General features: G+C 68.3%; 24 protein-coding genes. 15 read left to right on the forward strand and 9 right to left on the reverse strand.

From position 1 onward, the window contains the following. The first annotated feature begins 45 nt into the window (after nt 1-45). Entirely contained in the window at nt 46-543 is a 498-nt protein-coding gene (locus ACGLHR_RS09580; protein WP_400093463.1) for a hypothetical protein, read from the forward strand. An 8-nt stretch (nt 544-551) separates the two neighbouring features. On the opposite strand, the gene ACGLHR_RS09585 is transcribed toward ACGLHR_RS09580, so the two are convergent. After that, a complete protein-coding gene (locus ACGLHR_RS09585) occupies nt 552-1,550 on the reverse strand; it encodes a GlxA family transcriptional regulator (protein WP_400093464.1) in 999 nt (332 codons plus the stop codon). A 227-nt stretch (nt 1,551-1,777) separates the two neighbouring features. Here ACGLHR_RS09585 and ACGLHR_RS09590 point away from each other — a divergent pair, with 227 nt between their 5' ends. From ACGLHR_RS09590 to ACGLHR_RS09625, 8 genes are all read left to right on the forward strand, one after another. Next, nucleotides 1,778-2,842: an ABC transporter substrate-binding protein gene (locus ACGLHR_RS09590; RefSeq protein ID WP_400093466.1), complete on the forward strand. Its 1,065-nt coding sequence runs from the start codon at nt 1,778-1,780 to the stop codon at nt 2,840-2,842. Beyond that, entirely contained in the window at nt 2,823-3,857 is a 1,035-nt protein-coding gene (locus tag ACGLHR_RS09595; RefSeq protein WP_400093467.1) for an ABC transporter permease, read from the forward strand. The genes ACGLHR_RS09590 and ACGLHR_RS09595 overlap by 20 nt, the downstream gene beginning before the upstream one ends. After that, nucleotides 3,851-4,681 carry an ABC transporter ATP-binding protein gene (locus ACGLHR_RS09600; RefSeq protein ID WP_400093469.1) on the forward strand — a complete coding sequence of 277 codons (831 nt, stop codon included), beginning with the start codon at nt 3,851-3,853 and terminating at the stop codon, nt 4,679-4,681. The genes ACGLHR_RS09595 and ACGLHR_RS09600 overlap by 7 nt, the downstream gene beginning before the upstream one ends. A 3-nt stretch (nt 4,682-4,684) precedes the next feature. Beyond that, complete coding sequence (locus ACGLHR_RS09605; protein ID WP_400093471.1) at nt 4,685-5,629, forward strand: substrate-binding periplasmic protein; 945 nt, start codon at nt 4,685-4,687, stop codon at nt 5,627-5,629. Nucleotides 5,630-5,679: 50 nt separating this feature from the next. Beyond that, nucleotides 5,680-6,996 carry an acyl-CoA dehydrogenase family protein gene (locus tag ACGLHR_RS09610; protein WP_400093473.1) on the forward strand — a complete coding sequence of 439 codons (1,317 nt, stop codon included), beginning with the start codon at nt 5,680-5,682 and terminating at the stop codon, nt 6,994-6,996. A gap of 7 nt (nt 6,997-7,003) precedes the next feature. After that, a complete protein-coding gene (locus tag ACGLHR_RS09615; RefSeq protein WP_400093474.1) occupies nt 7,004-8,356 on the forward strand; it encodes an FAD/NAD(P)-binding protein in 1,353 nt (450 codons plus the stop codon). After that, complete coding sequence (locus ACGLHR_RS09620) at nt 8,320-8,496, forward strand: hypothetical protein (RefSeq protein WP_400093476.1); 177 nt, start codon at nt 8,320-8,322, stop codon at nt 8,494-8,496. Before ACGLHR_RS09615 ends, ACGLHR_RS09620 begins: the two co-directional genes overlap by 37 nt. A 246-nt stretch (nt 8,497-8,742) precedes the next feature. Next, a complete protein-coding gene (locus tag ACGLHR_RS09625; protein ID WP_400093477.1) occupies nt 8,743-9,204 on the forward strand; it encodes a hypothetical protein in 462 nt (153 codons plus the stop codon). Nucleotides 9,205-9,466: 262 nt separating this feature from the next. Here ACGLHR_RS09625 and ACGLHR_RS09630 read toward each other — a convergent pair whose 3' ends face one another. Continuing rightward, nucleotides 9,467-10,435 (reverse strand): tripartite tricarboxylate transporter substrate binding protein, encoded by a 969-nt coding sequence (locus ACGLHR_RS09630; protein ID WP_318234840.1) that lies wholly within the window; start codon nt 10,433-10,435, stop codon nt 9,467-9,469. Between the two features lie 36 nt (nt 10,436-10,471). Next, a complete protein-coding gene (locus tag ACGLHR_RS09635; protein WP_400093479.1) occupies nt 10,472-11,830 on the reverse strand; it encodes an FAD-dependent oxidoreductase in 1,359 nt (452 codons plus the stop codon). Nucleotides 11,831-11,935: 105 nt separating this feature from the next. On the opposite strand from ACGLHR_RS09635, the gene ACGLHR_RS09640 reads away from it, so the two are divergent. Next, on the forward strand, nt 11,936-12,856 hold the full coding sequence (locus ACGLHR_RS09640; protein ID WP_400093480.1) for a LysR family transcriptional regulator: 921 nt from the start codon (nt 11,936-11,938) through the stop codon (nt 12,854-12,856). A gap of 10 nt (nt 12,857-12,866) precedes the next feature. Here the strand turns inward: ACGLHR_RS09640 and ACGLHR_RS09645 are convergent, their stop codons facing one another. The 3 genes from ACGLHR_RS09645 to ACGLHR_RS09655 all read right to left on the reverse strand — a co-directional run bounded on the left by ACGLHR_RS09645 (nt 12,867) and on the right by ACGLHR_RS09655 (nt 16,620). Then, a complete protein-coding gene (locus tag ACGLHR_RS09645) occupies nt 12,867-13,637 on the reverse strand; it encodes a substrate-binding domain-containing protein (protein ID WP_400093550.1) in 771 nt (256 codons plus the stop codon). Between the two features lie 232 nt (nt 13,638-13,869). Then, on the reverse strand, nt 13,870-14,829 hold the full coding sequence (locus ACGLHR_RS09650; protein WP_400093482.1) for a LysR substrate-binding domain-containing protein: 960 nt from the start codon (nt 14,827-14,829) through the stop codon (nt 13,870-13,872). Between the two features lie 753 nt (nt 14,830-15,582). Then, nucleotides 15,583-16,620 carry an AraC family transcriptional regulator gene (locus ACGLHR_RS09655; RefSeq protein WP_400093483.1) on the reverse strand — a complete coding sequence of 346 codons (1,038 nt, stop codon included), beginning with the start codon at nt 16,618-16,620 and terminating at the stop codon, nt 15,583-15,585. 223 nt (nt 16,621-16,843) lie between these two features. Between ACGLHR_RS09655 and ACGLHR_RS09660 the strand changes: the two genes are divergently transcribed. The 5 genes from ACGLHR_RS09660 to ACGLHR_RS09680 all read left to right on the forward strand — a co-directional run bounded on the left by ACGLHR_RS09660 (nt 16,844) and on the right by ACGLHR_RS09680 (nt 22,782). Beyond that, nucleotides 16,844-17,977, forward strand: a complete 1,134-nt coding sequence (locus ACGLHR_RS09660; RefSeq protein WP_400093485.1) for an acyl-CoA dehydrogenase family protein — start codon at nt 16,844-16,846, stop codon at nt 17,975-17,977. A gap of 64 nt (nt 17,978-18,041) precedes the next feature. Next, nucleotides 18,042-19,562 (forward strand): CoA-acylating methylmalonate-semialdehyde dehydrogenase, encoded by a 1,521-nt coding sequence (locus tag ACGLHR_RS09665; RefSeq protein WP_400093487.1) that lies wholly within the window; start codon nt 18,042-18,044, stop codon nt 19,560-19,562. A 385-nt stretch (nt 19,563-19,947) separates the two neighbouring features. Next, on the forward strand, nt 19,948-20,847 hold the full coding sequence (mmsB, locus tag ACGLHR_RS09670) for a 3-hydroxyisobutyrate dehydrogenase (protein ID WP_400093489.1): 900 nt from the start codon (nt 19,948-19,950) through the stop codon (nt 20,845-20,847). Continuing rightward, nucleotides 20,844-21,614, forward strand: a complete 771-nt coding sequence (locus tag ACGLHR_RS09675) for an enoyl-CoA hydratase (protein WP_318232679.1) — start codon at nt 20,844-20,846, stop codon at nt 21,612-21,614. Before mmsB ends, ACGLHR_RS09675 begins: the two co-directional genes overlap by 4 nt. A gap of 10 nt (nt 21,615-21,624) precedes the next feature. Continuing rightward, nucleotides 21,625-22,782 carry an enoyl-CoA hydratase/isomerase family protein gene (locus tag ACGLHR_RS09680; protein ID WP_400093490.1) on the forward strand — a complete coding sequence of 386 codons (1,158 nt, stop codon included), beginning with the start codon at nt 21,625-21,627 and terminating at the stop codon, nt 22,780-22,782. Between the two features lie 65 nt (nt 22,783-22,847). Here the strand turns inward: ACGLHR_RS09680 and alaC are convergent, their stop codons facing one another. From alaC to ACGLHR_RS09695, 3 genes are all read right to left on the reverse strand, one after another. Continuing rightward, nucleotides 22,848-24,104: an alanine transaminase gene (gene alaC, locus ACGLHR_RS09685; RefSeq protein WP_400093491.1), complete on the reverse strand. Its 1,257-nt coding sequence runs from the start codon at nt 24,102-24,104 to the stop codon at nt 22,848-22,850. Nucleotides 24,105-24,282: 178 nt separating this feature from the next. Continuing rightward, nucleotides 24,283-24,744: a winged helix-turn-helix transcriptional regulator gene (locus tag ACGLHR_RS09690; RefSeq protein ID WP_400093492.1), complete on the reverse strand. Its 462-nt coding sequence runs from the start codon at nt 24,742-24,744 to the stop codon at nt 24,283-24,285. Nucleotides 24,745-24,893: 149 nt separating this feature from the next. Next, nucleotides 24,894-25,715: a siderophore-interacting protein gene (locus tag ACGLHR_RS09695; protein WP_400093494.1), complete on the reverse strand. Its 822-nt coding sequence runs from the start codon at nt 25,713-25,715 to the stop codon at nt 24,894-24,896. Nucleotides 25,716-25,727 lie beyond the last annotated feature (12 nt).

Raw genomic sequence — 25,727 nt, forward strand, 5'->3', positions numbered from 1 at the left:
CGCTTGGGCACGTGGCGCCGCTTGGTAATACGTTGAAACAAGCCGGTGAACACTGAAACGGAATCGGCCTGGCGCCGCGTTGCCCGCCGGCAGGCCACGCTGCTAGCATCCGCCGGGAATGCGACAACCCCGGCGACCACCCCGAAGGACATCACGAAGGACATCACGATGATCCGCAGCGCCCGTACTTCCCGCCTGATTCCCGTGGCGGCCACGTTATGGCTGGCATCCGCCGCCTTTGCGCAGGGCTCGCCCGCCGGCGGCGACGAAGCCATGAACGCGATCCAGAGCAATTTCGCGCGCATGACGCCTTCGCCGCGCACGGTGGACAGCATCAACCAGGAGCTGCGGCAGAACCATGCCGCGCCGATGGGCGCCAGCGGGCGTGGCGGGGGCCGCGGCCGGGGTCGCCAGCGCTCGCAGGACAGCACCCAGAATGGCACGGCCGGCACCACCGCGGCTACGCCGCCGGCCAGCCAGGATCCGGGCCTTCACGCTAACGCCCCCTCGACTGCCGGGGCAACCGCTCCGGCCAGCCAGTAGCGCTCGCTTTATGCCTGCGCGGCTCCAAAACGCTCGCGGTATTCACGGGGCGTGATGCCCAACTGGCGCAGGAACGCGCGCCGCAGCCCTTCGTCCGAACCGAAGCCTGTGCGCGCCGCAACGGCCTTGAGCGGCAGTTCTCCCTGCTCAAGCAGCCGCCGCGCCCCTTCTATGCGTGCCGACTCGATAAACGCCATCGGGCTGGTACCCGCCTCCCGCGCAAACACCCGCCGGAAATTGCGCTCGCTCATCGCCACCCGCCCCGCCATTTCCTCCAGCGTGAAATCGTGCGCCAGGTCGGACAGGATCCAGTCCTGCACCCCGCGAATGCCGGCATGGCTGGTCGCCTGGCTGGCCAGGTGCAGGCTGTACTGCGATTGCCCCCCTGGACGCTTGAGGTAGACCACCAGCTCACGCGCCAGGTATAGGGCCAGTTCCCGCCCGAGATCCTCCTCCACCACGGCCAGCGCCAGGTCGATGCCCGCGGTCACCCCGGCGGACGTCCACAGGTTGCCCTGGCGGATAAAGATGGCATCCGCATCCACCTCCACGGCCGGAAAGCGCTGGCGCAGCAGCGTGGCCACGCTCCAGTGCGTGGTGGCGCGGCGCCCGTCCAGCACGCCCGCCGCCGCCAGGAAGAACGTGCCCGAACACAGCGCAATCAGCCGCCCGATGCGTGGCGCCACCGCGCGCGCCCACGGCACGATGCCTTGCGCCTCCCCCATGGCCCGCTCGATGTCGCGCGCGCCGACGATCACTGCGATATCGGGCAGCAGCACCGTATCGAGCCGAGCCGTGGCCTCCAGCGTCATCAGCGTGTCCGAGCGCACCGGGCCAGCCTCCAGCGCCACCACCCGCGTGACATAGGCTGGCGGCTGCCCGAGCTGGGCCAGCCGCACATTGGCGTAGTCGAACACCGTCAGCGGGCCGATCGCCTCCATGGCCTTGAAGCCGGGGTACACCACGATATCCACCCGCCTTGGGGCGGAGACTGCCTGCGCTTGCATTGATCTGACCGGAGCACAAAGCGGCGATCTTAACCCAGCGGGCCATCCGCCACCGTGCGGGCACAAGCATATGCAGCGGCCGCATTAGTCGCTGGACGTGCAAGCTTGTGCCAACAAATTCGTTCTGTTGCAGTGAACCTGTTCTTAGCATGGTGCATATCGTCCACATCCCACCACATCGGGCATGCCGGACATCCAAGACCTACAGCAGCCCAACGAGGAGTGTCATGCATCAAGAGCCAGAGCAGCCGCCCGCCGACCATCTTCCCGTCTCCGCGGACACCCCGCGCAGCACCGGCACCCTGAGCCGCCGCGGCTGGCTCCAGGCAGCCGGCACGCTGGCCGTGGCCAGTGGCGTCGCGCCCTTTATCTGGACGTCCCGGGCTAGCGCCGCGGGGCAGCTCAAGCCGATCAAGCTGGCCTGGAACGCCAGCGGCGTGTGCCTGGCGCCGGTCGCCGCGGCCGTGAAGGAAGGCATCTTCCGCAATCATGGGCTAGAGGTGGAGCTGATCAACTTCGGCGGCTCCACCGACCAGTTGCTGGAAGCCATCGCCACCAAGAAGGCGGACGCGGGCGTGGGCATGGCGCTGCGCTGGCTCAAGCCGCTCGAGCAAGGCTTCGATGTGAAGCTGACCGCCGCCACCCACGGCGGCTGCATGCGGCTGCTCACCCTGCGCAACTCCGGCGTGACCGACCTGAAGAGCCTCAAGGGCAAGACGGTCGCGGTCAGCGACATGGCCAGCCCGGCCAAGAACTTCTTCTCCATCCTGCTGGCCAAGCGCGGCATCGACCCCGTGCGCGACGTGCAGTGGCGCCAATACCCGGCGGACCTGCTCGGCATTGCACTGGAAAAGGGCGAGGCCCAGGCCGCCGCCGATGGCGATCCGCGCACCTACCTGCTGCGCAAGGAGCGCGGCCTGGTCGAGGTGGCCACCAACCTGTCCGATGAATACGCCAACCGCTCCTGCTGCGTGCTGGGCATTCGCGGCAGCCTGCTGCGCGAGGACAAGCCGGCGGCCGCCGCGCTCACGCATGCGGTGCTGCAGGCGCAGGACTGGACGGTAGCCCACCCGGAGGAAACCGCCCGGCATTTTGCCGAGTTCGCCAAGGTGCCGCAGGCCGATGTGGTGGCCATGCTCAAGAGCCATACCCACGGCCATCATCCGGTCGGCGCGGACCTGAAGAAGGAACTGGCGCAATACACCGACGAGCTCAAGCTGGTGTCGGTCATCCGGCCGGGCACCGATTCCAACAAGTTCGCGGAGCGCATCTATGCCAACGTTCTCGGCTGAAGGACAACGCGGCGCGCATGGCGTACATGATGGGCAGGATGATTTCCTGGCCGCGCCCGCACCCGCCGTGCCGCGCGTCTGGCTGGGTGGCGCGCTGGCCGCGGCGGCCTGGCTGAGCGTGGCTGCCATCGTCAAGTTCTGGCCGGAGCCGGAGGACTGGCCGCTGACCCATGAGACCGCCTCGCTGTTCGCGGGCATTGCCGCCGTGCTGCTGGTGCTGGCGTTCGTGCAGCACCGGCTGGGCGGCATCGGCGCCTCGTTGCGCCGCGCGGGGCCATGGCTGCTGGTGCTGGCAGTGCTGACGTTTATCTGGGAAGTGGTGACCGCCAAGCTCGGGCTGCTGCCGCGCCCCTTCTTCGCGCCGCCGCAGGCGCTTGTCGAAGTCTTTGTCGAGGACTATGCGCGGCTGGCAGAGGCGGTGGCACATTCGCTGCGCCTGCTGGCCACCGGCTACCTGCTGGGCGCGCTGGCGGGCTTCCTCACCGGCGTATCCATCGGCTGGTCGACCCGCGCGGGCTACTGGGTCCACCCGGTGCTGCGCCTGCTGGGGCCGCTGCCGGCCACGGCCTGGCTGCCGATCGTGTTCTTCGCCTTTCCCAGCAGCGCCAGCGCCGCCACCTTCCTGGTGGCGCTGGCCACGTGGTTCCCCGTCACGGTGCTGACCTGGTCCGGTGTGGCGGCGGTCGACCCGGCGTACTACGACGTGGCGCGCACGCTCGGTGCCAAGGAGCGGTTCCTGGTGCTCAAGGTGGCGGTGCCCGCGGCGCTGCCGAGCGTGTTCGTCGGCTTGTTCATGGGCCTTGGCGCGTCGTTCTCGGTGCTGGTGGTGGCCGAGATGCTTGGCGTCAAGTCCGGGCTGGGGTGGTACCTGCAGTGGGCCCAGGGCTGGGCCGCCTACGCCAGCATGTACGGCGCGCTGCTGGTCATGGCGATCCTCTTCTCGGGGCTCATCACACTGCTGTTCCGCTCGCGGGATCGCCTGCTGGCATGGCAAAAAGGAGTGGTCAAATGGTAAGCGCCGTGCTCGACAAACCCGCCCAGGCCCAGCCGGCGCAAGCCGCCACCGACCGGGCCGCCGCCAGCAACGGCGTGCGCCTGGCGATCGACCAGGTGAGCCACCATTTCACGCTGCGCGACCAGGTGCTGCCAGTGCTCAGCCGCGTCAGCCTGACGGCCGAGCCGGGCGAGTTCGTGGCCCTGCTCGGCCCCAGCGGCTGCGGCAAGTCCACCCTGCTGCGGCTGGTGGCCGGGCTGGAGCCGCCACGGCGCGGCACGCTGGCGGTGGATGGCGTGCCGATCGGCGGGCCCGACCCCAGCCGGGTGGTGGTGTTCCAGGACCCCACGCTGTACCCGTGGCGCACCGTATGGGACAACGCCGCGCTTGGCCTGGAGGCGCGCGGCTTGCTCAGCAGCCAGCGCGAGCGGGTGGACGATGCGTTGGCGCGCGTCGGCCTGACCGAGTTCGCGCGGGCCTATCCGCGCCAGTTGTCCGGCGGTATGGCGCAACGCGCCGCGCTGGCGCGCGCGCTGGTCAACGAGCCGCGCTTGCTGATCCTCGACGAACCGCTGGGCAAGCTCGACTCCCTCACGCGCCTGAGCATGCAGGGCGAGCTGGTCTCGCTATGGCAGCGCTCGCGCTTTACCGCGCTGCTGGTCACGCACGACGTGGAGGAAGCGCTGCTGCTGGCCACGCGCGTGATCGTGTTCAGCGAGCGCCCTGCCCGCATCACGGCGGAAATCAAGATCGATCGCGATTACCCGCGTCACCGCGACGATCCCGAGCTGATCCGGCTGCGCCGCGAGATCCTGGGCCTGCTGGGGCTGGGCCAGGGATGGTAAGCCATGCCCGATGAACTCTGGCATCTGAATGGCACATGGTGGCTGGGGCCGCATCCGGTGGCCCAAGGCAATCCAGGCAGCGCCTTGCCCCGCACCGCGCCGGCTGCGCTGCGCGCTGCGCGTCGCGCGGCAGGCGCCCTTGGGCTGGCCGCTAGCGTAATCGCCGTGCCGCTCTGGCTGTTCACGGGCGCGCCCTGGCAAGCGCAACCGGCCGAGCCTGGCCCGCTGCTCCTGCAGGCCCAGGCGCGCGGCGAGCTGGTGGTGGGTGTGCACGCCTATCCCCGTCCCACGCCACCGGGCCGGCCCCTGATAGCGGAGCCCGACCCGGGCGAGGCCGCACTAGCCGCCGAACTCGGCCGCGCCATGGGCGTGCCGGTGAGGCTACGCCATCTGCCGGCAGCGGGATTTGGCAACAACGCCCAAGCCGATATCGACCTTGCCTTCGGCGCGCCGCAGGACACCGGACATCCGCGCGCAGCCGCCGTGCCGGCACCGCGCACGCCGCGCGGCACCTTGCTGACGCTGCGCTACACGCCGGTCAGCCGGCTCGATGCCCTCAACGGCAAGACGGCCTGCGTGAGCGCGGGCAGCCCTTTTCAACCCGCCCTGGCCCGCGCCGGCGCCGCGCTGCGCAGCTATCCCTCGCCGCTGCAGGCGCTGCTGGCGTTTCGCCGCGGCGAGTGCGCGGCGGTAGCGGAAGACGCCGCGCTGATCGCGCGCGTGATGCGCTTGCCTGAATGGCGTTTCTTTACCGCGGCGCCGCTGGTGCTCGACGGCGAGGGCGCAGCGCCGACGCTGCGCCAGCCTAACGTGCAATCCGCCCGCTACCTGGCGCAATGGCTGGCGCGCTGGCAGCGCGACGGGCGCCTTGCGCGGCTGCGCGACGCAGCTGCCGGCGACGCCGCTTTCAACATGATGCTGGTGGAAAGCGGGCTGATTTGCCATTAAGCACCCGCCACCCAAAGCCAAAGACAAAACAGCACACGACAGGAGCAACCATGAGTCTGCAGTCCGCCGGCACCACCAGCCGGCAGCGGATTTCCGAGTGGCATCGCGAGAGCGGCTTTGCGTCAGCAGGTCCGGCCCCGGCCCCGCCACCGCCCGACGCGGCTCGCGCAGCGCCCGTCCTCCCCTGCGACGAAGCACTGCGCGCATTGTCCGGGCGCTTCGCCGCGCGCGCCGCCGCCCATGACCGCGATGGCACCTTCGCCTTCGAGAACATCGCCGAGCTCCACCAGCTTGGCCTGCTCGCCCTCACCGTGCCGCGCGCGCTTGGCGGTGCCGGGGCGGGACTAGCCGAGGCCCGCCGCATCGTCCATCACGTTGCCGCCGCAGATCCGTCCACCGCGCTGGTGCTGGTGATGCAGATCCTTGGCCACCGCAACCTGGCCCAAGACACGCAATGGCCGGCGGCGGTGCGGGAGCAGGTGCAGCGCAGCGCGGTGGAACAAGGCGCGCTGATCAACTCGCTGCGCGTGGAGCCCGAGCTGGGGTCTCCCGCGCGCGGCGGCCTGCCGGCCACGGTGGCGCGCCGCCGCGGCGACGGCTGGCTGCTGTCCGGCCACAAGATCTACGCCACCGGCATCCCAGCCCTGAGCTGGCTGGCCGTGTGGGGGCGCACCGATGAGCCGGTCCCGCGCACTGGCGTGTTCCTGGTGCCGCGCGACGCGCCCGGCATCACCGTGGTGCCCACCTGGGACCACCTCGGCATGCGCGCCACCGGCAGCCACGACGTGGTCTTCGACAACACGCCGCTGCCCGCCGCCTACGCGGTCGACCTGCGCCTGCCCGCGGCGTGGGCGGAGCGCTACGACCCGGCCTGGGCCGTGTGGACGTCGACCCTGCTCGGCACGCTCTATGACGCCGTGGCGCGCAGCGCCCGCGACTGGTTCGTGGCCTGGCTCAACCTGCGCGCCCCCGGCAGCCTGGGCGCGCCGCTGGCCACCCTGCCGCGCTTCCAGGAGGCGGTGGGCCGCATCGACGGCTGGCTGCTGGCCAACCGCTTCCTGCTGGAGCGCTTCAGCGCGGATGCCGATGCCGGCGCGCCGGCCAGCGCCACCGACAGCAACCTGCTCAAGCTCAACGTGACCGACAACGCCATCGCCGCCGTCGAGCTCGCGCTCAGGCACGCCGGCAACCCCGCCCTGTCGCGCGGCAACCCGCTTGAGCGCCACTACCGCAACGTGCTCTGCAGCCGCATCCACACACCGCAAAACGACGCGATCCTGGTCGGCGCCGGCGCGCACGCCCTGCGTGCGGCAGCCGAAACGACAACAAGTGCCGCGGCAACCAGCCCGTCTTGCACCCACGCCTGAGGCCATCATGACCCGACCCCATTCCCAGCCGCGCCGCATCGCCATCGTAGGCGGCGGCATGGCCGGCACCCTGACCGCCATCCGCCTGCTGCGCGACAGCAGCGCCCCTCTTGCCATCCACCTGTTCGAGCCGCGCGCCGAACCGGGGCGCGGCCTGGCCTACAGCACGCAGGACTCGGCGCACTACCTGAACGGGCCAGCGCTGAACTTCAGCCTCTACCCCGAGGCGCTGGAGGATTTCTCGCAGTGGCTGGTGCGCCACGGGCATGCCGGCGCCGCCGAGGCCGACAACGCCTTCGCCCCGCGCAGCGTCTACGGCGACTACCTGCAAGACACCCTGGCGCGCGCACTGGACAGCGCCGCCGGACGCGCCACGCTGGAACATGTGCGCACGGAGATCACCGACGTGACCATCGGCGTGCCGCACCGCGTGCGCAGCGCCGACGGCCGCGCATGGGAAGCCGACCACATCGTGCTGGCCACCGGCGTGCAGCAGGCACAGCCAGCGCTGGCACAAGACGACACACTGGAAACCGTCGGCCGCTACATCCCGGATCCCTGGCAACCCGATGCACTGGCCCGGCTCGCAAGCGCACGCGAAATTGCCCTGATCGGCACCAGCCTGACCATGCTCGACGAGGTTGCCACGCTGGAACGGCTCGGCTTCACCGGCACCTACCACGCGTTCTCGCGGCGCGCGCTGGTGCCCTGGCTGCGCCACAACGCCGGCCCCTGCGACGATTTCCTCGCCGCCGCCGGGCCCGAGGCTCTGGCCGCACCCACCGCCCGCGACGTGGTGCGACGGGTGCGCCGGCAACGCGACAAGCTGGCCGCCCAGGGCCTCGACTGGCAAAGCGTGCCGCCCGCGCTGCGCACCTACATCGGCCCGCTGTGGGCAGCCGCCAGCGTGCCGGAGCGCCAACGCTTCCTGCGCCATGTGCGCCCCTTCTGGGACAACCTGCTGCATCGCGCGGCACCGCCCACGCACGCAGTCTTCGAGGCGGTGCGCACGCAGGGCCGCCTGCATGTGCACGCCGCCCGCGTCACCGCGCTCGAAGCCGTGGGCAGCAGGAATGAAGCGAATGACGCCAACGGTTGGCAATGCGGCCCCACAGGCAAAGCGGAGAAACACGTCCGGGTGGCTCTGCACCTCTCCCGCGAACTACCAGCCCCTGCCACGGTGGACGCAGCCATCAACTGCACCGGGCGGAATACGGCTGGCACGCCGGCAACACCCGGCCGCTGGTGCGCAGCCTGCTGGCACGCGGCCTGGTGCGCCCCGCCGCAGCCGGCTCCGGCCTGGACGGCGATGCGCAAGGCAATGTGTTCGACCGGGGCGGACGCACGGTTCCCGGCCTGAGCGCACTGGGCGCTCCACTGCGCGGGGCGCTGTGGGAGTCCGGCACCATCATCGACGTGCGCAACCAGGCGGCAGCGCTGGCGGCGCGGCTGGTGGAGGAACTCGGACTAACGGCCGAGATCGAGGCGCAGGCAGCCTAGCAGCCTGGTATCCGGCCAAAGGGAACGCGCAGCCTGAAACCGGCAACGCTTGCCAAGCGCACCCGCCGTTGGCATATAATCTGGTCCGGGCGCCGGCAGGGCGCCCGCTCCCGCAAAAGCCAGCGCACCTGCCTGCCCGTACCGCACGGCGCCGAGCGATCCAGCCCGGCACCGCCAGTTCGTTGCAAGAACCACACCGTTGACCTTTTTTGCCGCCGCGGGAAACGGCATTGCAAAGGACATGACATGTGGCTCACAACGCTCAACACGCCAACCCGCCTTCCCAATAGCGACTTCCTGCGACGCCATGCACGCAGGCTGCTGCGCCAGCTCCACGCCGAACAAGCCATGCAGGCGCTACCGGTAATCCGGCGCATCCACCGTGCGCAGGTACGCACGCAAAGCATCGCGGAACTCTACCGGCTGCGCCACACCCTGCAGCTCAAGCACTGCCTGCAACTGCTGGCGGCCGAACTGGGCTACACCAGCTGGTCCGCATGCAAACGCGACATCGACGGGCGGCCCGCCAGGGTACTGGACCGCTACCGCCTCGACCTCGGTCATTTCGGCGACTACCAGCAACTCTGGTTCGCCGACCGGCAAGGCGCCCAGGCATGGCAAGCGTCCAACGGCGGTTACGTGGTCACGTATGGCGAACAAGCGGCGGTACTGCTGACGGGCAACGCCATGCCGGCAATGCGTGACTGACCGGGGGGAGAACCACGGCTCGGGCCGAAGACCCTGAGAAATAGAGGTAACAGGGGATTCCTGCCGGCCCGGGAATGGGCCGGCGCCAATTTCATCTTCCATGCGTCACCTCATCCGCACGTAGTTCCAGATCTTGTAGATGCTGAATCCCTCTTCGACGGCGAGCATTCCGGGCGCCTGCGATGGACAACGGCCTAACAAGCGCCCGCCCTCTCCCCCAAGCACCTCCCAGACAGGGGCGCGAGACGACGCAGATCCAGCACTAATCGAGGTGAATCCCGTTGGCAACGATGACGGGCTTCCACCGTGCGCGCTCATCCCGCAGCAGCGCAGCGAACGCCTGCGGCGAGGTGCCGACGACTTCCATCATCTGCTGCGCCAGCAATTTCTCCGTGGCAGGGTCCTTCAGCACCGCGCCGATCTCGCGATAGAGCCGGTCGACGATGGCCCCGGGCGTGCCGGCCGGCGCCACCACCCCGATCCAGGCGCCCGCATCCACATCGGTGAGGCCCTGTTCGCGCAGTGTGGGAATCGATGGCAACAAAGCGGACCGCCTTGCGGTGGTCACGCCAAGCGCGCGTAGCTTGCCCGACTGGATGAACGGCTTCACCGCGAGCGCCGGCAGGCAGGCCATGTCGACCTCGCCGGACACCACCGCCATGACCGCCTGGCTGGATCCGGCATAAGGCACGTGGACAATCTGGGTGCCGCTGCGCGTCGCCACCAGTTCCATGGTGAGGTGCGAGAGCGAACCGTTGCCGATGGAGGCGTAGTTGCCTTTGCCCGGCCGCTTCTTGAGGTCGGCAATCAGCTCGCTCAGGTTGGTTGCCGGCAGATCGCTGCGGACCACCAGCAAGCTGGGCTGGTTGACCGCGACAGTGACAGGGATCAGGTCGCGCTCGGGGTTGTAAGGCATCTTCTTGTAAAGCAGCGCATTGTTAGCCAGCGGCCCGACTGCGCTTACCCCGATCGTGTAGCCATCCGGCGCCGCCTTGGCGACCGCGTCCGTGCCGATCATGCCGGCGCCGCCGGCCTTGTTCTCCACCACGACCGGCTGGCCAAGCCGTTTTCGCAGGCCCTCTGCGAGTATCCGCGCCAGGGTATCGGGCGTGGACGCGGGCGCGAACGGGGCGATCAGCTTGATCGGTTTGGTGGGCCAGTTGTCCTGGGCAAAGGCGGTACCGATCATGGCGGCGAGCGCCGCCAGCAAGAGCAGCAATGGCTTTCTCATGTTGTGTCTCCTTTATCTTTTTGTATTGGTATCCCGTCAGCCGGGAAGGCCCAGGTAGGCACCGTTTTGCCGGAGCGTTTCCTGCAAGCGGCCAATATCGACGGCGCGCGGGATGGTGCCGGTGGCGGCGGACAAGGCAGCGGCCGTGCCGGCAGCCTGGCCCATCACGAAGCAGGCGCCGGACACGCGGGCGGCCGACTGCCCCATGTGGGTCATGGATGCGCAGCGCCCGGCGACAAGCAGGTTGTCGATCGCCTTGGGCACCATCATGCGATACGGCAGGTGATTGAATCCCCGGCAATGCGGGGTGTCCTGCCACTTGAACACGATGTTGCCCGCCACGTGGGCCTCGATGGGCCACCCGTTGACGCCAATCGCGTCGTCAAAGCTGGCGCATTGCAGCACATCGTCTTGCGTCAGCTGATACTCGCCGATGATTCTCCGTGTCTCGCGCACGCCGACCTGCGGGGCAATCTCCAGCAGATAGGCATTCTGGAAACCGGGCGCGGATTCGCGCAGGAACTGGAAGAAATCGACGATCTGGCGGCGGCCTTCCGTTTCGGCCCAGCTCAGCTGGAGGGCGTCGGTGCAATCCACCGGCGAGCCGTCAGGCAAGCTCAGCTGCGTCACATTGGCGCGCCATTCCACCGGGTTCTTCTGCGGCCGGATGATCGGGGTCTTGCGCGGGAAAGTCCGGCCCCTGGCCTCCGCCTCTTCCATCCATTTTCCAAAATGATTCCAGGCGTCGCCGGCCAGCACCGGGTCCACGCCATTGATGCGGAACATGGTCGAGGGGTACAGCATCGTTTCGCCGTCGTCCCCCTTCTCGAAAGGGGCGCCGGCGAATGCCGCCAGGTCGCCATCGCCGGAGCAGTCGATATACGTCTTTGCCACCACGGCGCGCCGCCCGGACTTGGTCTCGATCAGGAGCGCGCCGATCGTCGCCGGCGAGGCCATCTGCACGCCCACCGCCCGCGCGTGGAACAGCAGCCGGGCGCCGCTGGACAGCACCAGCTGGTCGGCAGCCACCTTCAATGCCGCGTTGTCATAGGCTTGCGCTGCGATCCTGCCTTGAAACAGCACGTGCGGCTCATTGAGCCCGCCCAAGTGCCGCAGGCGCGCCAGCAGTTCGTCGGCTTCGCCATGCACGACCTGCTGGATCTCACCGAACACATTGGCGTGCAGGCCGCAGAAGTTGGTGACGCCCGCGGCAGTCCCCATCCCGCCAAGAAAGCCATAGTGCTCCACCAGCAGCGTCGCCTGCCCGGCGCGGGCTGACGCCGCCGCCGCGGCAATGCCGGCCGGCCCGCCGCCCAGTACCACCACATCGAATTCGCCGAGTATCTCGGTTTCACGTGCTTGTTCCCGCACGATTCCAGCGCCTGCCTCTTTCATCGCTTCGTCTCCATGGGCCTTGCCTGATGCGTGCCATTCTATTTGCTGCGATTCGGCGTTGCTTCTGCTAAATTGCCAGTACAGTTATCGCGATTTGGAATAAATATGGACACAGTCGCCAATCTGCGGGCGTTCCTGGTGACCGCCAAGCTAGGCAACTTCTCGGAAGCCGCGCGCCAGCTCAACGTGGTGCCTTCCGTCATCGCCAAGCGCGTGGCGCACCTGGAGTGGACGCTCGGCACGGCGTTGTTTCATCGGACCACGCGAACCATGGAGCTAACCGTTGCCGGGCAGAAGTTCCAGCCGCGGGCCAGCGCGCTGCTGGGCGACTTCGACAGCCTGGTGGAAGATTTCGGGAAGGAGTCCGACGCGCTCGAGGGGCACCTCCGGGTGCGGGCGCCGACGTCGCTCACCGTGCTTTACCTGGGCACCATCTTTGCCCGCTTCAAGAGGCTGCACCCCAAGGTCACCATGGATGTGGTGCTGGTGGACCGCTCGGTCAATCCGATCGAAGAAGGTTTCGACATTGCGCTTGGCGGCCTGCCGTCAACCTACGACGGGGTCCACGACGAGCCGCTGTGCCAGCTCAAGCAGATCCTGTGCGCCACGCCGGCCTACCTGGCTCGCGCCGGGACACCGGCGCATCCGCGCGACCTGCATGATCACGAGTGCCTGGTGTTCAATCCTACCGGGAGCACCTGGCTGTTCGATAGCGTCTCGGGGCAGGTCAGTGTGGATGTACCCACCGCCTTGTCGTCAAACGACAACCACGTGCTTTACTCTGCCGTCTGCGAGGGAAACGGCATCGCGATATTGCCGACCTATATTGCCGCCGGCGCGCTCGGCAAAGGCGAGCTGATCGGCCTGATGGGTGGCTATCCGCTGCACGCGACCTGGCTCAAAGCCCAGGTGCCCGTGCGCAAGATGGCGTTGCGGCCCATCCAGGTGTTCCTGGCTTTGCTGCGGGAGAGCCTGTCGCCGCTGCCACCTTGGGAAAAAGACGCGGCAGCGGCTACCGGCGAATGAGAACGCGCCCTTACTGCGCCGTTTTGGCACCCACGACCGGATCCATCCCGCTGCGCTCGATCTCGCCCCGCGCCGCGGGCGAAGCCAGATAGCGAATCAACGCGCGCCCCGCCTCCGGATGCTCGGCCCCCACCGGCACGCCGGCGGCAAACGTAGTGATCTTCTGCATCGGCTCGGGAATCTTGCCAACAAAGCTGGCGCCCTTGACCGGCAGCAACTCGCTGACCTGCTGCAGTCCGATCTGGTAATCGCCCTGCGCCACCACGCTGCCCACCGGCGTCTTCTCGATCCGATGGGCACGGCCCTTGACCTGCTCCTCGATGCCCAGCTTTTTGAACATCTCCGTCTCGACATACACGCCGCTGGCGCTGTCCGAGTAGGCAATGGACTTGGCATCCAGCAAGGTCTTGCGGAATGCATCGACCGTGCTGATATCCGGCTTGGGGGCGCCTTCACGCACCGACAGGCCGATGCGCGAATCGGCCAGGTCGACCCGGCTGTCCGGCACCACCTTGCCTTGCTTGATCAGGTCGTCCAGCGCATAGCCCACCATGATCAACACATCGGCATGCTCGCCGCGCGCGAGCCGGTTGGGAATGGCCTCGGGCGACTTGCCCATCGACGGGCCCCACGCGGTGGACAAGGTATTGCCGGTGGCCTTCTCGAAGCTCGGGCCGAGCGCCTTGTAGGCTGCCGTAAAGCCACCCGAATTCATGACCTTGACCTCGTCGGCGAACGCATTGCCGGTGGCCAGCGCAAGGCTGGCTACGCCGGCCAGCATGAGCGCCAGCCAGGGCTGCTGGTGCTGCCGGGGGGGATGCAAAGGGGAAACGGGCGTGCGGGTTGCCTTGACGGGGCAAGCCACGGCGATGGTCGGCTGGGTCATATGCGCTCTCTGTGGGCATTGATCTGGGATTCGGCCTGCCCGCTTTTTGTCTCCGCGGGGCAGGCCGACCATTCTATGCAAGCACCGCGCACGGCGATAATGCAATATTTCTTGGCTTTGATCGGTTTTATGCATCAATTCCGGCGCCGCTGCCCCCGCCGTGCGCCGAAGCCGCCGTGCTCCGACCGCGCCTTGCCACCGCCTGCCCAACCATGTCATAGAGCGCCTGCGCATGCGCTGACAACGTGCGCCCCCGGCGGCGCAGGATGCCCAGCGTGCGGGACACCGCGGGAGCGCGCAGGGGGACCGCGACCAGCGCGGCGCGCTCGCCACCGGGCAACGCCAGGCGCGGCACGGCCGCAACACCCAGCCCGGCCTCCACCAGCGCCAGCACGCTGCTGACATGGCGCACCTCATAGAAGGCGGCCGGCCGCAGCGGCACTTCGGCCAGGGCAAGATCCAGCATCAGCCGGTTGCCGCTCGACTTGGCTAACGCTACCAGCGTGTGTGCGCCAAGTTCGGCCCATTTCACCGAGCGGCGCCGGGCCAGCGGATGGTCGTGGCGGCAGGCCAGCACGAAGGGATCGCGCAGCAAGGGCTCGAACAGCAGGTCGGCCTCCTGGGTGCCGATGAAGTTCAGGCCGAAGTCCGCCTCGCCGCTGGCCACGCTGTGCAGTACGACATTGGCGCCTTCGTCCACCATCTTGACGCGGACGTTGGGGAATTGCGCATGAAAGCGCGCGATCACCGCCGGCAGGAAGTAATGCGCCGCCGAAGGCACGCAGGCGACCGTCACTTCGCCTGAGCGCGTCGCGGCCGCGTCACCGATGCCCATCAAGGAAGATTCCACTTCCGCCAGCAGCGTGCGTGCCTTGCCGACAAACTCGCGGCCCACCACGGTAAGGGCGACGCGACGCGTGGTGCGCTCGAACAGCCTGACATTGAGCGCCTGCTCCAGCTTGTCAATGCGGCGCGACAGGGCCGGTTGCGACAGGCTGAGGGCCTCGGCCGCGGCGCGGAAGCCGCCTTGCTCCACGACCGCCACCATGGCCTGCAGGTCGCCGAGGTCGAATCTGATCGGTTGCATTGTGTTCCAGGCTAGGGCAGCGGGATGGGTGCGAGGAGAGTAAAAGGAAAGGGCTCGCATTGATGCGCCCCGCCGATCAAAACGCGCCATCCGCCATTCTAGCCGTCATGCCCCGCTGCGTCCCTCTTGTGCCGGCCAGCGCAGGCGGCTGGCCGGCACCCCTGCGCACGTGGGTGGATGTCGCCCGCGCTGCTAGGGTATTCTCCGGAGCTTCGCGCCGGCCCAGGCGATGAATCCAGCCTCACCTCGCCCCCCAACCGCCACAGGAGAAAGTTCGTAGTGTCGGACCCGTTCGCCTTGCAAGCCGTTACGACGCTGCTTGGCACCATGATGCTGGCGATCGTCTGGTCGCTGCGGCGCTGCGGCCAGCCGGGTGTGACGCTGTGGTGGCAGGCCAACCTGACGGGCATGGCGGCACTGCTGCTTTTTACACTGCGCGGCATGATCCCCGACGTGTTGTCGATCGTGGTGGCCAACGGCGCGCTGGCCTGGGCCCTGGCCTTGTTCCATGCCGGCATCTCGCGCTTCTGTGGACGGGAGCCGCCGTGGCGAGCCATGGCCGCCGGCACCCTCGCCGTGGTGGCCGGGATCGTGGCGTGGCGCTATGTGTTCGACGACCTCAACACCCGCGTGGTCATCGTCTCGGCATTCCATGCCACGTTCTGCGCCTGCGCGGGCTACGTGCTGGTGCGGTACCGCCCGCGCCGCGGAATTGGCCACTGGAAATCATTGAGCGCCGCTGGGCGGGCGCGTCTATTCCTGCGCCGGGGTACCCCGGTACGCCCCCGGCCGCAGCCCGGTCCAGCGCCGGAACGCGCGATGGAAAGCGCCCGGCTCGGCAAAGCCAAGCTCGGCCGCGATTTCCGCCAGCGGCCGGCTGGAATGGCTGAGCGCTTCGATGGCCAGGTCGCGCCGCATCTCATCCTTCAGTTGCTGGTAGGTCCCGCCCTCTTCCATCAGCCGGCGCCGCAGCGAGGATGACGACATGTGCAAGTCGTGCGCCAGCCGGTCAAAGGTGGGCCACTGCTCCGGCGACTGCGCGCGCAACTGGCGCCGCACGCGCGCCATGATGCTGGTGCGGTCCGTGTACTTCACCACCACGTTGTGCGGTGCGTCGCGCAGGAAGGCCTTGAGGCTGCGCTCGTCCTGGTGTACCGGCTGGTCCAGCCAGGCCGCGTCGAACACCAGCGCCGTGGCCGGCTGGTCGAACGCCAGGTGGCGCGAGTACATCAGGCGGTACTCCGCGCTGTAGGCCGGCTCCGGATAGCTGAACGCAGCCAGCAGCACTGGCACGCGCCGTCGCAGCAGCCAGCTCATCAGCCCGTGCAGCATGATCAGCATGGTCTCCTGGGCGAACACGCCCGGCGGCCGGCTTGAGGTGGCGCTCAGCACCAGCGCCGCCCTGCCCCGCTTGCCTGCCCCGGCCTCGGCGCCCACGCCTTCGCGCTCCAGCCGCACGCCGATATCGTCCAGCAGCAAGCCGAAATAACGCACCACCCGCTCCAGCCCCTGCGCCAGCGTCTTGCTGCCCACGATCGCGTGGCACAGCATGGCAAAGCTGCCGCACTTCATGCGGCGCGAGTCCTGGCCAAAGAACTCATCGTCCAGCGCGGCGGCCACCTCCATCCACAATGCGCTATAGCTTGCCGCGGACACGCGCGCCTGCGGCACCGCCAGCAGCGCGGGCACGATGCCCGCCGCCTGCAGCACCGGCTCCGGCGCAATGCCGCGTGCGCGCAGGCCCGCGATGGCGTGATGCACGAAGCAGATGGCGACGCTGTGTTTTTCCATGGAAAGGCAAGGATCTGGACCGGATGGCTTGCTGGCCCGGGCTTGCCGGCAGTGGCCGGCAGTGGCAAACGAGTTCAGCAAGGTTGGCGGATTCTGGCATAGGAGCGCCCCGCCTGTCTTCCTACACTTGCTACCAACACTCCCGCCCCGCGCGGGCCACCAGACCGCCAGCCTCACCTGGATCGCGCGTCCCCACGCCAATCCCGGCCCAACCCGAGCCGCCATGCATCACGAATTCAGCGAACAGCAAGCCATGATCCGCGACACCGCGCGCGCCTTCGCCACCGAGCGGCTGGCACCCGGCGCCGCCGAGTGGGACCGCGCCGGCCAGTTGCCGCCAGAGGTGGTGGCGGAAATGGGCGCGCTCGGCCTGCTCGGCATGATCGTGCCCGAGGAATGGGGCGGCACCTATACCGACTACATCGCCTACGCGCTGGCCATCGAGGAGATCGCCGCCGGCTGCGCGGCCTGCGCCACGCTGATGAGCGTGCACAACTCGGTGGGTTGCGGGCCGATCCTGCACTACGGCACGCAGGCGCAAAAAACGCGCTACCTGCCGCGCCTGGCCAGCGGCGAGATGATCGGCGCCTTTTGCCTGACCGAGCCGCAGGCCGGCTCGGAAGCGCATAACCTGCGCACCCGGGCGCGCGCAACCGACAACGGCTGGGTGCTCTCGGGCAGCAAGCAGTTCGTCACCAACGGCCAGCGCGCCGGCGTGGCCATCGTGTTTGCCGCCACCGAGCCGGCGCAAGGCAAGCGCGGGCTCTCGGCCTTCGTGGTGCCCACCGATACGCCCGGCTTCTCGGTGCACACGCCCGAGCGCAAGATGGGCATCCGCGCCTCCGACACCTGCGCCATCACGCTGGACGACTGCCACGTGCCGCACGACGCGCTGCTCGGCGAGCCCGGCGAGGGATTGCGCATTGCCCTGTCGAACCTGGAAGGCGGGCGCATCGGCATCGGCGCGCAAGCGCTCGGCATTGCCCGCTCGGCCTTCGAGGCCGCCTGCCGCTACGCCGCCGAGCGCGTGCAGTTTGGCCGCCTGCTGCGCGAGCATCCGCCCATTGCCAACATGCTGGCCGACATGGCCACCGAGCTCAACGCCGCGCGCCTGCTGGTGCACCGCGCCGCGCATATGCGCACGGCCGGCCAACCCTGCCTGTCGGAAGCCTCGCAGGCCAAGCTCTATGCCTCCGAGCTGGCCGAGCGCGTGTGCTCCAAGGCGCTGCAGATCCACGGCGGCTACGGCTACCTGGAGGACTACCCGGTCGAGCGCCATTACCGCGATGCCCGCATCACGCAGATCTACGAAGGCACCAGCGAAATCCAGCGCATGCTGATCGCGCGCACCCTTTGAGCCGTCTGCCTGACTACTTTCCAGCCTTGCACCACCCACACCTAAAACCGACGGAGACCACCCCATGAGTGCCCAGAACCCCAATGCCGCCGTACCCACCGTCAAGCTGTTGATCAACGGCGAGTGGGTGGAGTCCGCCGCCAGCGAATTCCGCCCCGTGGTCAATCCCGCCACCCAGCAAGTGCTGGCGCGGGTGCCGCTGGCCACCGCGGCCGAGGTCAATGCCGCCGTGGGTGCGGCGCAGCGCGCCTTTGCCACCTGGCGCCACACGCCGCTAGGTGCGCGGCTGCGCATCATGCTCAAGTACCAGGCGCTGATCCGCGAGCACAGCAAGCGCATCGCCGCCATCCTCACCGCCGAGCAGGGCAAGACCCTGGCCGACGCCGAAGGCGATATCTTCCGCGGGCTCGAGGTCGTGGAGCATGCCTGCTCGATCGGCACGCTGCAGCAAGGCGGCTTTGCCGAGAACGTGGCAGCCACCGTCGACACCTACACCCTGCAGCAACCGATTGGCGTGTGCGCCGGCATCACCCCGTTCAACTTCCCGGCCATGATCCCGCTGTGGATGTTTCCCATGGCGATCGTGTGCGGTAACACCTTCGTGCTCAAGCCATCGGAGCAAGACCCGCTGTCCACCATGGAACTGGTCAAGCTGGCCATCGAGGCTGGCGTGCCCGCCGGCGTGCTCAACGTGGTCCACGGCGCGCGCGAGGTGGTGGACGCGTTGTGCACGCACCCGGACATCAAGGCGGTTTCCTTCGTCGGCTCCACCGCCGTGGGCACCCACGTCTACAACCTCGCCGGCGCGCACGGCAAGCGTGTGCAATCGATGATGGGCGCCAAGAACCACGCCGTGGTGCTGCCCGACGCGCACCGCGAGCACACGCTCAACGCGCTGGCCGGCGCGGCCTTCGGCGCCGCCGGCCAGCGCTGCATGGCGACCTCGGTAGCGGTGCTGGTAGGCGCCGCGCGCGAATGGCTGCCCGAACTGGTGAAAAAGGCCGCCACGCTCAAGGTCGGCGCCGGCAACGAGCCCGGCACCGACGTATGCCCGGTGGTGTCCGTCGCCGCAAAACAGCGCGTGCTCGGCCTGATCGAAGCCGGCGAACGCGAAGGCGCCACGCTGGCGCTCGATGGCCGCAACGTGCAGGTGGATGGCTACCCCGAAGGCAACTTCATCGGCCCGACCGTGTTTGCCGATGTCACGACCGAGATGTCGATCTACACCCAGGAAATCTTCGGCCCGGTACTGGTGGTGATCGGCGTCGACACGCTGGATGAAGCCATCGCCCTGGTCAACCGCAACCCCTTCGGCAACGGCACGGGCGTGTTCACGCAAAGCGGCGCGGCAGCCCGCAAGTTCCAGAGCGAGATCGACGTCGGCCAGGTCGGCATCAACATCCCGATCCCGGTACCCGTGCCCTACTTCAGCTTCACCGGCTCGCGCGGCTCCAAGCTGGGCGACCTCGGCCCCTATGGCAAGCAGGTGGTGCAGTTCTATACGCAGACGAAGACGGTCACGGCAAGGTGGTTTGACGATGCAACGGTGAATGATGGGGTGAATACGACGATCAGCCTGCGCTGATTGGCACGCATCGGCTTCGGCCAGCGCCCGCCCTCTCCCCCAGCCCCTCTCCCGCAGGCGGGAGAGGGGAGCCAATCAACGGCAAGATCAACCAACTGTGGTAGCCGTGTTTCCCGCCCGAAGGGGCGGGAAACACCCACGCGCGATGCGAAGCGAGCCGTGGAGGTGTGCCAAGGCCGTATGGGGCGAGGGGGTGTCGCCCCATACGGCGCGCCTTCTTTGCCTACTTTCTTGGCAAGACAAGAAAGTAGGTCGCCGCCCCGCAGGGGGGGTGAAACTGCCGTTGACTTTAAGCAGTTGCAGTTGCAGTTGCAGTCAAGCCTTCGACGCTGTGCCAGCCGCCAACCCGCGACAGCAAAAACACAACCAAGAGTAAGGAGCCAACATGCACATAGCCTTCATCGGCCTCGGCAACATGGGCGCCCCCATGGCCCGCAACCTGCTCAAGGCAGGCCACACCCTCACCGTATTCGACCTCAACGCCACCGCACTATCAGCCCTGCAAGCCGACGGCGCAGCCGTAGCCCAATCCGCCCGCAAGGCCACCGCCGAAGCCGACTTCGTCATCACCATGCTGCCGGCCGCCGCCCACGTCCGCGCCACCTACCTCGGACCGGAAGGCGTCCTGGCGGGCGTGCGCCCCGGCGTGCCACTGGTGGACTCCAGCACCATCGACCCGGCCACCATCCGCGCGCTGGCCGTCGAGGCAAGCAAGCAAGGCAACCCGATTGCCGACGCCCCCGTCTCCGGCGGCACCGGCGGCGCGCAGGCCGGCACGCTGACGTTCATGGTGGGCGCGGAACAGGCCCTGTTCGAACAACTGAAACCAGTGCTGTCCGGCATGGGCAGAAACATCGTCCATTGCGGCGGCACCGGCACCGGCCAGGTCGCCAAGATCTGCAACAACCTGATCCTCGGCATCTCCATGATCGGCGTGTCGGAAGCCATGGCGCTCGGCGTCAAGCTGGGCATCGACGCTGGCGTGCTGGCCGGCATCGTCAACACCTCCACCGGCCGCTGCTGGGCCGCCGACACCTGCAACCCCTACCCGGGCGTGATCGAGACCGCGCCGGCCTCGCGCGGCTACAGCGGCGGCTTTGGCGCGGACCTGATGCTCAAGGACCTGGGCCTGGCCACGGATGCCGCGCGCAGCGTGCGGCAACCACTATTTCTCGGTGCGCTGGCCCAGCAGATCTACCAGGCGGTGAGCCAGGCGGGCGACGGCCAACTCGACTTCTCGGGCGTGATCCGCCAGTACCTGACGCAGGAGGAGCCGAAAGCATGATCGAGCACGTCATCGACGGGCATATCGCCCGCCTTACCCTCAAGCGGCCGCCCGCCAATGCGTTCAATGCCGAAGGGCTGGCACAGCTGCAGCAACTGGTGGCCACGCTGAACGCGGACACGGGCGTGCGCGCCATCGTGATCACCGGCGACGGCAGCCGCTTCTTCAGCGCCGGGGCCGACCTCAACGGCTTTGCCGATGGCGATCGCGCTCACGCCCGGCTGATGGCGCAGCGCTTCGGCGCGGCCTTTGAGGCGCTGCAAAACGCACGCCCCCTGGTGATCGCGGCGATCAACGGCTATGCGATGGGCGGCGGCTTGGAATGCGCGCTGGCCTGCGACGTGCGCATTGCCGAAGAACAAGCGCAGATGGCACTGCCCGAAGCCGGCGTCGGCCTGCTGCCCTGTGGCTGCGGCACGCAAACCCTGCCCTGGCTGGTTGGCGAAGGCTGGGCCAAGCGCATGATCCTGGCCAATGAACGCATCGATGCCGCCACCGCGCTGCGCATCGGGCTGGTGGAAGAGGTGGTGCCTGCCGGCCACGCGCTCGACGCCGCGCTTCGGCTGGCCGAGCGCGCCAGCAATGTAAGCCCGCGGGCGGCCGCTTACAGCAAGCAACTGGTGCACCTGGCCCGCCAGGGCGTGCCGCGCGGCCCGGCGCTGGCGCTGGAGCGCGAGCGCTTTGTCGACCTGTTCGACGGCGAGGACCAGCGCGAGGGCGTCAACGCCTTCTTGCAGAAGCGCGCGCCGCAATGGCGCAATGCCTAGGAGAGACGCCATGCGCCTGAACCCGGACGATGCCGCGCAAGAACGCCCCGCGGCCACGCCGAGCGCCGAAGAGGAGGTGCGCTTCCAGGAGATCAACGGCATCGGCCTGGTCACGCTCAACCGGCCGCGCCAGTTGAACGCCTTGTCCTACCCCATGATCGGCATGCTCGATGCGCGGCTTGCCAACTGGGCCGTGCGCGACGACATCGCCGCGGTGGTGCTGCGCGGCGCGGGCCCCAAGGCGCTCTGCGCCGGCGGCGACATCCGCGCGCTATACGACAGCTTCCACGCCGGCACGCCGCTGCACCGCCAGTTCTTCGTGGACGAGTACCAGCTCGACTACCGCCTGCATGGCTACCCCAAGCCTGTGGTGGCGCTGATGGACGGCATCGTCATGGGCGGCGGCATGGGCCTGGCGCAGGCCGCGCACTTGCGCGTGGTCACCGAGCGCTCGCGCGTGGCGATGCCGGAGACCGGCATCGGCCTGGTCCCCGATGTGGGCGCGAGCCATTTCTTGTCGAAGCTACCGCTGCCACTGGCGCTCTACGTCGGGCTGACGGGTGTGACGCTCGGCGCTGCCGATACGCTGCTGTGCAAGCTGGCAGATATCGTCGTGCCCGCCGCGAGCCTGGAGCACCTCGAGCAGACGTTAGCTGACATCAGCTGGACAGGCGATGTGCTGGCGGACCTGCGCGCCACGCTACAGGCAACGCCTGCCGCCAGCGCACAAGAGGCGCCGCTGCAGTCGGTGTTGCCTGCAGTGCTGCGGCATTTCCGGGCAGATGCGAGCGTAGCTGGTTTGCTCGACAGCCTGGCCGCGGAATCGGACCCGGCATATGCCGACTGGGCCGCACGCACGCTGGATATCCTGCGCGGGCGCTCGCCGCTGATGATGGCGGTCACGCGGGAACTGCTGCTGCGCGGCCGCGACCTGGACCTTGCCGGGTGCTTTCGCATGGAACTTGGCGTGGTGTCGCGCGCGTTCACGCAGGGCGATTTCATCGAGGGGGTGCGCGCGCTGATCGTCGACAAGGACAATGCGCCGTGCTGGCGCGTGAAGGATGCGAGCGAGCTCAGCGAGGCCGTGGTGCGGTCGTTCTTCGACAGCCCATGGCCGCGTGAGTCCCACCCGCTGGCACTGCTTGGCCGATCAGGACGTACTGCCTGATCGTTGCACGCCGGCACGAGGCCGGCGTGTGGCCAGGCTGAAGACACCGAAGACGCCGAAGACGCTCAGTCCTTGGGCTTCGGCGCGTGGCCGTGCGGCAGGTGCTCGTCCACCGGCACCTTCACCACTCCGTCCGCGCGGAACATCGCCTTGATGCCGCGCACGGCCTGGCGGATACGCGCCTCGTTCTCGATCAGCGCAAAGCGCACGTACTCGTCACCGTAGTCGCCAAAACCGATGCCGGGCGAGACGCAGGTCTTGGCCTTGGCCAGCAGCTGCTTGGAAAACTCCAGCGAGCCGAGCGCGCGATACGGCTCTGGGATGCGCGCCCAGATATACATCGACGCCTTGGGAATCTCCACCGGCCAGCCGGATTCGATCAGCCCGCGCGCCAGCACGTCGCGGCGCGTCTGGTAGTGCGCGGCGATCTCCTTGACGCATTGCTGGTCGCCTTCCAGCGCGGCGATGGCGGCCACCTGCAGCGGCGTGAACGTGCCGTAGTCGTGATAGCTCTTCATGCGCGTGAGCGCCGCCACCAGGTCCGGGTTGCCCACCATGAAGCCGATGCGCCAGCCCGCCATGTTGTAGCTCTTGGACAGCGTGAAGAACTCCACTGCGATGTCCTTGGCGCCCTCCACCTGCATGATCGACGGCGCCTTCCAGCCATCGAACACGATGTCAGCATAGGCCAGGTCGTGCACCACGAAGATATCGTGCTTGCGCGCCAGCGCGATCACGCGCTCGAAGAAATCCAGCTCCACGCATTGCGCGGTGGGATTCGACGGAAAGCCCAGCACGATCATCTTCGGCTTGGGATAGCTGCCGCGGATGGCGCGCTCCATCTCGGCGAAGAAGTCCACGCCTGGCACCAGGGGCACGGAGCGGATATCGGCGCCGGCAATCACCGCGCCGTAGATATGGATGGGGTAGCTCGGATCGGGCACCAGCACGGTGTCGCCGCGATCGAGCGTGGCCAGCATCAGGTGGGCCAGCCCTTCCTTGGAACCGATGGTGACAATGGCCTCGGTGTCCGGATCGATCTCGACGTCGTAGCGTTCGCGATACCAGTGCGAGATGGCGCGGCGCAGGCGCGGGATGCCCTTGGAGGCGGAGTAACCGTGGGTATCGGGACGCTGCGCGGCTTCGGTGAGCTTGGCAACGATGTGCGGCGGCGTGGCGCCGTCCGGGTTGCCCATGCTCATGTCGATGATGTCTTCGCCACGACGGCGCGCCGCCATTTTCAGCTCGGCGGTGATATTGAAGACGTACGGGGGAAGACGATCGATACGCGCGAAGCGGCGCTTGCCTGCGGAGGCTGACATGGATTTTCCTTGAACGTAAGCGCCCGGAACCGTCCGAGCGACGCTGCCAGCCGTTGGTGCGGCTAACCGGAAAGATCTTAGCGGCGAATGCAAGCGGCGTCTACGGCTTTTGCAACACAGCGCCGCGCGTCGGCGAATCTCGCCGTCATGCGCCGTCATGCGCCGTCATGCGCCGCGCTTACTTCAACGTCCCCTCGCCCACCTTCCTCACCACGGCATCGCCGGGCCCGAGCAGGCGGCCATCCTCGGCGCGCACCTCGAGCTGCCGCACCGGTTTGCCGGCCTTGCCATCCACCAGCACCGAATGCGGTTCGCCAGGCGCGAAGAAGAACGCCTCGCCCCATTGCCGCAAACCCACCACCACGGGGAACAGGGCCCGCCCCTTCTGCGTCAGCACATATTCCTGGTAGGCGCTGCCGTCCGATGCCGGCACCTGCTCCAGGATGCCGTGCGCCAGCAGCGTGCGCAGCCGATCGGCCAGGATGTTCTTCGCCAGGCCAAGGCTGCGCTGGAACTCCCCGAAGCGACGCAGGCCGTCGAAGGCGTCGCGCACGATCAACAGCGACCACCAGTCGCCGATCACATCGAGCGAGCGGGCCACGGGGCACTCCGCGCCTTCCAGGCTGGTTCGCCGAACCATGTCGCAACTCCATCTGCTCGCCGCCGGCACGGCGCCGCGGGATGCGGCGCGCTGCAATGGCGCCGGCTTCGGCGCCCACGGCGAGGCGGTTGCATTGTAAAACCAGCCGATCCAGTCTTCAACCTCCGGGCAAACCGCCGCGGCGGCCGTCAGTCGTCGATATTCTCGTGCACGGCGGCGGCGCCTGCCTTCCAGTAGCTGGCGGCGCGGATACGTCCCTTCTCAATGCCGCGCTCGCCCACCAGGTACTGGCGCACGGCACGGATCGCCGCGCCTTCGCCGGCGGCCCAGGCATAGCCCTCGCCGCGCGGCAGCGTCAGCTCGCGCAAGGCTTGCTCAAGCAGGTTGCCGGCGGTTGCACCCGCCGGCGCGCTATCGCGGTGCTGCCAGCGGATATCGGCATCGGCGCGGCTGGGCAGCGGGATTTCGGCGGCGGCGTTGTCCACCGCCAGCACCACCAGCGCGCGCACGCCGGCCGGCAGTTCCTCCATGCGGCGGGCGATCGCGGGCAGCGCGGTTTCATCGCCCACCAGCAGGTGCCAGTCGAAGGCCTCGGGAATCACGAACGAGCCGCGCGGGCCGCCCACGCCGAGATACTGGCCGGGCGCTGCCTGCGCGGCCCAGGTGGATGCCGGACCATCGCCATGCAGCACGAACTCGATATCGAGCTCGCCGGCAGCCGCGTCATAGCGGCGCGGCGTGTAGTCGCGCGCGGCGGGCTTCGGCGCGCCCTCTAGAAACACCGGCCCGTTGGGGCCAGGTTCGGGCAGCGCGGGCTTGTCCAGCCCGGGCGCCGGGAAAAACACCTTGACGTGATCATCGAAGGAAGCGGAGACAAAACCCTTCAGGTCGTCGCCGGCCAGCGTGACGCGCAGCAACTGCGGCGAAACCGACTGGGTGCGCACGACTTGCAGCAAGCGCATCTTGAGTTCATGGCGAACACGTTGCACGGTAAGGTCGCGAGTACTCATGGATTTCCTGGG

It is taken from the genome of Cupriavidus sp. CuC1 (assembly GCF_044627735.1).
GTDB lineage: Bacteria > Pseudomonadota > Gammaproteobacteria > Burkholderiales > Burkholderiaceae > Cupriavidus > Cupriavidus ulmosensis.